Here is a 6,887-nt window from a genome sequence, read left to right as displayed (position 1 = left end):
AAACTCCCGTCGTTGCTCCATCACCGACACCTTGCGCCATGGCATGGACCGACTCCCTAACAGCCTGTCCATGTATTGTGATGTGTCGGCTATGTCTCCGAACACCCGTCGGTGATGTCCCCGGACTGAACACTTGACCCGGCAATCCATCTTGCTCACCGCGTAACGAGCTTCCTTTGAAGCTGGATCACCGGGTCACGGCGCTACGCGCCGGCCCGGTGATGACGCAGAATATGCCGTTAGCGGTCGCCGCCCTACCCCGCCCTTTCCAGAAACGCCTGATACGCCAGCCGCAGGCCGTCGCGTAGCGAGGTGCGGGCGTGCCAGCCGAGCTGCGCCAGGCGGCCGACGTCGAGCAGCTTGCGCGGCGTGCCGTCGGGCTTTGTCGTGTCGAAGGTGATCGTGCCTTCGAAGCCGACGGTCTCGGCGACCACGCGGGCGAACTCGGCGATGGTGATGTCCTCGCCGCAACCGATGTTGATCAGGTCCGGGCTGGAATAGGTCTTCATCAGGTGGACGCAGGCGTCCGCCATGTCGTCGACGAACAGGAATTCGCGGCGCGGGGTGCCGGTGCCCCACACCACCACCTCGCGCGCGCCCGCGACCTTGGCCTCGTGGAAGCGGCGGATCAGCGCCGCCACCACATGGCTGTATTCGGGATGGTAGTTGTCGCCGGGGCCATAGAGGTTGGTCGGCATGACGCTGACGAAATCGCTGCCATACTGCGCACGGTAGGCTTCTACCAGCTTGATGCCGGCGATCTTGGCGATGGCATAGGGCTCGTTGGTCGGCTCGAGCGGCCCGGTCAGCAGCGAATCCTCACGCAGCGGTTGCGGCGCCAGCTTGGGATAGATGCAGGACGAGCCCAGAAACATCAGCTTCTCGGCGCCGTTGACATGCGCCGCCTGGATGACGTTGGTCGCCATCATCAGGTTGTCATAGATGAACTCGGCACGAAGCGTGTTGTTGGCGACGATGCCGCCGACCTTGGCGGCGGCGAAGAACACCGCCTGGGGCCGCTTCGCCGCGAACCAGCGGTTGACCGCCGCCTGGTCCGTCAGGTCGAGCTCGCCGCGGGACGCGGTCAACAGCGTCACGCCCTCGCCCGCCAGCCGCCGTACCAGCGCGCCGCCGACCATGCCGCGATGGCCCGCCACATAGACGGTCTTGCCTGTCAATTCATAGGGCGGCGTCGCCATGGTCTCTTCCTCTGTCTCGGTGCCCTTCATTTAGGCGACCCGACGATTCTGCGCCAGCCGGCTGCGGCGCTGCCCGGTGACGCGATTTTGAGCGGGCCGGGCCGCTGCCGGCCCCGGCCGGAACCGGCCGCCGGAATGGCATCCACACCCGACCTGCGCGCCAGCGCCGCAGGCCGGCATCGCGGCCTTGCCACCCCGCATCGCTTGGACCACAATCCGGCCGACAAAATCATAACGACAACAAAAACCTGAAACGCCAAGCCATCCGGACACCCTGGACACGCATTTCGCGCCACGAAATGCGTTGCCGCGTGGCCGTGATGTCACGACGACCCGGACGAAACGCTCCAACAAGAAAAGTCCAAGGAGGATGACGATGCGAAAGACAATGATCACGGCGCTGCTGGCGCTGCCGCTGATGGGCGCCACCGCGCTCGCCCAGGAGACGGTGAAGATCGGCTACATCGATCCGCTGTCGGGCGGCGGGGCGAGCGTCGGCGAGGTCGGCCTCAAAACCTTCCAGTTTCTCGCCGACGAGCTCAACGCCAAGGGCGGCATCCTCGGCAAGAAGGTCGAGATCGTTCCGCTCGACAACAAGACCAATCCGCAGGAGAGCCTGGTGCAGGCGCAGAAGGCGATCGACGCCGGCGTGCGCTACATCACGCAAGGCAACGGCTCGGCCGTCGCCGCCGCGCTGTCGGACTTCGTCACCAAGTACAACGAGCGCAACCCCGGCAAGGAAGTGCTGTACTTCAACTATGCCGCCGTCGATCCGGTCCTGACCAACGACAAGTGCAGCTACTGGCACTTCCGCTGGGACGCCAACTCCGACATCAAGATGGAAGCCCTGACCAGCTACATCAAGGAAACGCCGGCGGTCAAAAAGATCTACCTGATCAACCAGGACTACTCGTTCGGCGAGTCGGTGCGCACCCAGGCCAAGGTGATGCTGTCCAAGAAGCGGCCGGACATCCAGATCGTCGGCGACGAGCTGCATCCGCTGCTCAAGATCACCGACTTCGCGCCCTATGTCGCCAAGATCAAGGCGTCCGGCGCCGACAGCGTCATCACCGGCAACTGGGGCCAGGATTTTGCGCTGCTGCTGAAGGCCGCCGCCGACGCCGGCCTCAAGGTCAACTGGTTCACCTACTATGCCGGCGGCACCGGCGGCCCGACCGCGGTGAAGCAGGCCGGCCTCAACCACCAGGTGTTCCAGATCTCGGAAGGCGTACCGAACCTCGACTACGCCCCCGCCAACGCCTTCGAGAAGGCGCTGCGCGCCAAGTACGACTTCAGCCTGTTCTATCCGCGCGCGGTCAACGAGATGCGCATGCTGGCCGCCGCCGCCGAGAAGGCCAAGTCGATCGACCCGGTGAAGGTCGCGGCCGCGCTGGAGGGCATGGAGTTCGACGTCTATGACGGCGGCAAGGGCTTCATGCGCAAGGACGACCACCAGTTCTTCCAGCCGATGTACATCTCATCGCTCGGCGAGCGCTCCGACAAGGAGCCGTTCGACGAGGAAAAGACCGGCTGGGGCTGGAAGCTCGTCGCCAAGCTCGACGCCAACAACACCGTACTGCCGACCACCTGCAAGATGGACCGGCCGTAAGTCCGGACGCGCTGAAGCGTCGACCTCGCTCCTCATCCTGAGGAGGCTGCGCAGCAGCCGTCTCCAAGGATGAGGCCGGGGCCGACACCACCGGCGCTTTCGGGGCCTCATGGTTCGAGACGCGCGGCTCTGCCGCGCTCCTCACCGTGAGGAGAGATTTGCGGACGGGAACGCAGGAGACCCTTTTGCTCGAGCTGATCATCACCTCCACCCTGAACGGCATCCTCTACGGCATGCTGCTGTTCCTGATGGCGAGTGGCCTCACCGTCATCTTCAGCATGCTCGGCGTGCTCAACTTCGCCCATGCCAGCTTCTACATGCTCGGCGCGTTCTTCGGCTTCCAGCTCAGCCGCTGGTTCGGCTTCTGGCCGGCGCTGATCATCGCGCCCGTGCTCGCCGGTGCGCTGGGCGCGGCGGTGGAGCGCTATGGCCTGCGCAACGTCCACAAGAACGGCCATGTCGCCGAACTCTTGTTCACCTTCGGTCTCGCCTACGCCATCGAGGAAGTGGTGCAGATGATCTGGGGCAAGAGCCCGATGGACTACCGCGTTCCCGCCGTGCTCGACTTCCCGGCGTTCACGATCTTCTCGACCAACTATCCCGCCTACAAAATCTTCATGCTGGCGGTCGCGGTGGCGATCTTCGCCGCGCTGCTGATCGGCCTGAAGAAGACGCGGGTCGGCATGATCGTGCAGGCGGCCCTGACCCATCCGCACATGGTCGGTCATCTCGGCCACAATGTCGGGCGCATCTTCATGCTGGTGTTCGGCTTCGGCACCGCGCTCGCGGCGGTTGCCGGCGTCATCGCCGGCCCGGCGCTGGTGACGCAGTCGAACATGGCCGGGCTGCTTGGTCCGATCCTGTTCGTGGTGGTGGTGGTCGGTGGCCTCGGCTCTCTGCCGGGCGCGTTCATCGCCTCGCTGCTGATCGGCCTTTTGCAGACCTTCGCCGTCTCCATCAACGGCTCGCTGGCGAGCGTGTTCGGCCCGCTCGGGCCCGGCCACACCCTGCTCGCCGACGTCTGGAACGTCACCGTCGCCCAGGTCGCGCCGATCCTGCCTTATGTGCTGCTGGTGCTGATCCTGATCTTGCGCCCGATGGGCCTGCTGGGAACGCGTGAAACATGAGCGAGATTTCGTCCCACGCGCCCCGTGCCCGCGCTATCCTGTCGGATAATGTCCGCTTCTACGGGCTGTGGCTCGCCGTCGTGGTCGCCCTGCTGGTGATGCCGCGGATATTCTCCTCCGGCGCCTCGCTGACCACGCTGAGCCTGATGGGCATCGCCATCATCTTCGCGCTGTCCTACAATATCCTGCTCGGGCAGACCGGCATGCTGTCGTTCGGCCATGCGGTCTATTACGGGCTCGGCGGCTTTCTCGCCGTGCACGGCATGAACCTGATCATCACCTCCAAGCTGCCGGTGCCGCTGCCGCTGGTGCCGCTGATCGGCGGCTTCGCCGGCCTCGTGTTCGCCATGGCGTTGGGCTGGGTGTCGACGCGGCGCAGCGGCACCGCCTTCGCCATGATCTCGCTCGGCGTCGGCGAGCTCGTCGCCTCCTCGGCGCTGATCCTGCGCAGCTTCTTCGGCGGCGAGGCCGGCATCACCACCAACCGCGCCAAGCTGTTCCGGCTGTTCGACTGGAGCTTCGGCCCGCAGATCCAGGTCTACTACCTGGTCGCCGCCTGGACGCTGATCGCCATGATCGCGATGTACGCCCTGACCCGCACGCCGCTCGGCCGCATGTGCAATGCGGTGCGCGACAACCCCGAGCGGGTGCAGTTCGTCGGCTACGACCCGCATGTGGTGCGCTACATCGCGTTCTGCTTCTCCGGCTTCTTCGCCGGCATCGCCGGGGCGCTGTCGGCAGTCAATTTCGAGATCGCCAACTCCGCCTATCTCGGCGCCACGCAATCCGGCGTCGTGCTGCTCGCCGCCTATATCGGCGGCATCGGCTTCTTCGTCGGCCCGATCCTCGGCGCGATCTTCGTCACCTATCTGTCGCTGGTGCTGTCCGACCTCACCTCGGTGTGGCAGCTCTATTTCGGCCTGATCTTCATCGCCGTGGTGGCGTTCGCGCCCGGCGGCATCGCCGGTGTCCTGATGAAGCACCGCCCGCTGCTGCGCTCCGGGCAGATGATGCCGGTGCTGCGCGCCTACCTCGTGGCACTGGTGCCCACGCTCGCCATGCTCGGCGGCCTCGTGCTCGCCATCGAGATCGTCGTCCACCACACCGTCAATGCCTCGGACGATCCGGTCATCCAGGCCTTCGGCATGCGCTTCGATGCGGCGAGCCCGCTGATCTGGGGGCTGGCGGCCGCACTGATGATCGTCGGCTACCTGCTGGCGCGGCGGACCTGGGCGTATGTCGCCCGGGCCTGGGACGACGCCCTGACCGCGGCGCGCGAGAAAGGGATCGCGGCATGACATCGTCCTCCACCCCCGCGGCCATTACCGTCCGCCACGTCAGCAAGAGCTTCGGCAACGTCGCCATCATCCGCGACCTCAACCTCTCCATCGCCCAGGGCGAGCGCCATGCGGTGATCGGCCCGAACGGCGCCGGCAAGTCGACCACCTTCAACCTGATCAGCGGCTACATCACGCCGACCTCCGGCGAGATCCTGCTGCGCGACCAGGTGATCTCCGGCCTGCCGCCCTACCAGATCAACCGCCGCGGCCTGTCGCGCAGCTTCCAGGTCACCAACGTGTTCGCCAACATGAGCGTGTGGGAGAACGTGCGCTGCGCGGTGCTGTGGGCGAGCGGCCAGCGCTACGCGTTCTGGAAGAATGTCGACCGCCTGCCCGCCGTGCGCGAGCGCACCGAGCGCATCCTCGAGGACATCGGCCTCACCGCGCGGCGCGACGTGCCGGCAGGCCTGCTGACCTATGCCGAACAGCGCGCGCTGGAGATCGGCATCACCACGGCCGGCGGCGCCGACGTCATCCTGCTCGACGAACCGACCGCTGGCATGAGCCATGCCGAGACCGAGCGCGCCGTGGCGCTGATCCGCCGCCTCACCGAGGGGCGCACGCTGGTGATCGTCGAGCACGACATGAGCGTGGTGTTCGGCCTCGCCGACCGCATCTCGGTGCTGGTCTACGGCCAGATCATCGCCTCCGGCACGCCCGAGGAGATCCGCAACAACCCCAAGGTCAAGGAAGCCTATCTCGGCGAGGAGGCCGCCTGATGCTGGAGGTCAGCGATCTGCACGCCTATTACGGCAAGAGCCACATCCTGCAGGGTGTCGACATGCATGTCGACGCCGGCGAGGTGGTCAGCCTGCTCGGGCGCAACGGTGTCGGCCGCTCCACCACGGTGAAGGCGATCATGGGCGAGGTCGCGCCCCACGGCGCCATCCGCTTCAAGGGCCAGGACATCGCCGGCCTGCCCAACCACCGCATCGCCCGCCTCGGCCTCGGCTACGTGCCGGAGAACCGCGACATCTTCCCCACCCTGACGGTGCGGCAGAACCTGCTGATGGGGGTCAAGGATCCGCGCAAGCCCGGCAAGTGGAAGCTCGACGACATGCTCGCCATGTTCCCGAATCTCGCCGCCCGCGCCGACACCGCCGCGGGCGTGCTGTCCGGCGGCGAGAAGCAGATGCTGACCATCTGCCGCACCATGATGGGCGATCCCGAGCTGATCATGATCGACGAGCCGACCGAAGGGCTGGCGCCGCTGATCGTGCAGCAGGTCGGCGACCTCATCGCCGAGATCGCCCGCCGCGGCGTCGCCATCCTGCTGGTCGAGCAGAAGCTGTCGATCGCCATGCGCATCTCCCACCGCGTCTATGTGATGGGCCACGGCCGGGTGGTGTTCGAGGGCACCCCCGCCGATCTCAAGGGTAACGCCAGCGTGCGCAAGGAGTGGCTGGAGGTCTAGCCTGCGATCATGTGCGATCCGTCGCCCTGAGCACAGCAACTCGGCTTTGCGCTGCGGCGGCAATATCTGACTGTTCGAGGATCGTTCCGCCACCGCGCTCCCAGACCATGCCCCGGCGCGCCTGCGTTTCCATGTTCCGGTCTGCTCTTGCTCCTCCAGCAACTTTTCCCGCTCGAACAACGGGTGAGCAGCGTTGGT

General features: G+C 66.0%; 6 protein-coding genes. 5 read left to right on the top strand and 1 reads right to left on the bottom strand.

Annotation, left to right across the window (positions count from 1 at the left end):
* Positions 1-254 precede the first annotated feature (254 nt).
* Positions 255-1,199, bottom strand: a complete 945-nt coding sequence (fcl, locus tag AB4Z37_RS31030; RefSeq protein WP_441520532.1) for a GDP-L-fucose synthase — start codon at positions 1,197-1,199, stop codon at positions 255-257.
* Between the two features lie 376 nt (positions 1,200-1,575).
* Between fcl and AB4Z37_RS31025 the strand changes: the two genes are divergently transcribed.
* The 5 genes from AB4Z37_RS31025 to AB4Z37_RS31005 all read left to right on the top strand — a co-directional run bounded on the left by AB4Z37_RS31025 (position 1,576) and on the right by AB4Z37_RS31005 (position 6,689).
* Positions 1,576-2,808 carry a branched-chain amino acid ABC transporter substrate-binding protein gene (locus AB4Z37_RS31025; RefSeq protein ID WP_441520527.1) on the top strand — a complete coding sequence of 411 codons (1,233 nt, stop codon included), beginning with the start codon at positions 1,576-1,578 and terminating at the stop codon, positions 2,806-2,808.
* Between the two features lie 185 nt (positions 2,809-2,993).
* Entirely contained in the window at positions 2,994-3,935 is a 942-nt protein-coding gene (locus tag AB4Z37_RS31020; protein WP_441520526.1) for a branched-chain amino acid ABC transporter permease, read from the top strand.
* Positions 3,932-5,233, top strand: coding sequence for a branched-chain amino acid ABC transporter permease (locus AB4Z37_RS31015; protein ID WP_211963602.1), 1,302 nt, complete (start codon positions 3,932-3,934; stop codon positions 5,231-5,233). The genes AB4Z37_RS31020 and AB4Z37_RS31015 overlap by 4 nt, the downstream gene beginning before the upstream one ends.
* Complete coding sequence (locus AB4Z37_RS31010) at positions 5,230-5,994, top strand: ABC transporter ATP-binding protein (protein ID WP_211963599.1); 765 nt, start codon at positions 5,230-5,232, stop codon at positions 5,992-5,994. The genes AB4Z37_RS31015 and AB4Z37_RS31010 overlap by 4 nt, the downstream gene beginning before the upstream one ends.
* Complete coding sequence (locus AB4Z37_RS31005; protein ID WP_441520525.1) at positions 5,994-6,689, top strand: ABC transporter ATP-binding protein; 696 nt, start codon at positions 5,994-5,996, stop codon at positions 6,687-6,689. The genes AB4Z37_RS31010 and AB4Z37_RS31005 overlap by 1 nt, the downstream gene beginning before the upstream one ends.
* Positions 6,690-6,887: the final 198 nt, after the last annotated feature.

This window comes from Bradyrhizobium sp. 2TAF24 (genome assembly GCF_052115025.1).
Lineage (GTDB): Bacteria > Pseudomonadota > Alphaproteobacteria > Rhizobiales > Xanthobacteraceae > Bradyrhizobium_A.
The sequence above is the reverse complement of the archived record's forward strand: the minus strand, read 5'-3'. Positions and strand labels throughout refer to the sequence as shown.

Bases quoted from the DNA above. Each gene is read 5' to 3' on its own strand.
- fcl (WP_441520532.1), bottom strand. From the start codon at position 1,199: ATGGCGACGCCGCCCTATGAATTGACAGGCAAGACCGTCTATGTGGCG.
- AB4Z37_RS31025 (WP_441520527.1), top strand. From the start codon at position 1,576: ATGCGAAAGACAATGATCACGGCGCTGCTGGCGCTGCCGCTGATGGGC.
- AB4Z37_RS31015 (WP_211963602.1), top strand. From the start codon at position 3,932: ATGAGCGAGATTTCGTCCCACGCGCCCCGTGCCCGCGCTATCCTGTCG.
- AB4Z37_RS31010 (WP_211963599.1), top strand. From the start codon at position 5,230: ATGACATCGTCCTCCACCCCCGCGGCCATTACCGTCCGCCACGTCAGC.
- AB4Z37_RS31005 (WP_441520525.1), top strand. From the start codon at position 5,994: ATGCTGGAGGTCAGCGATCTGCACGCCTATTACGGCAAGAGCCACATC.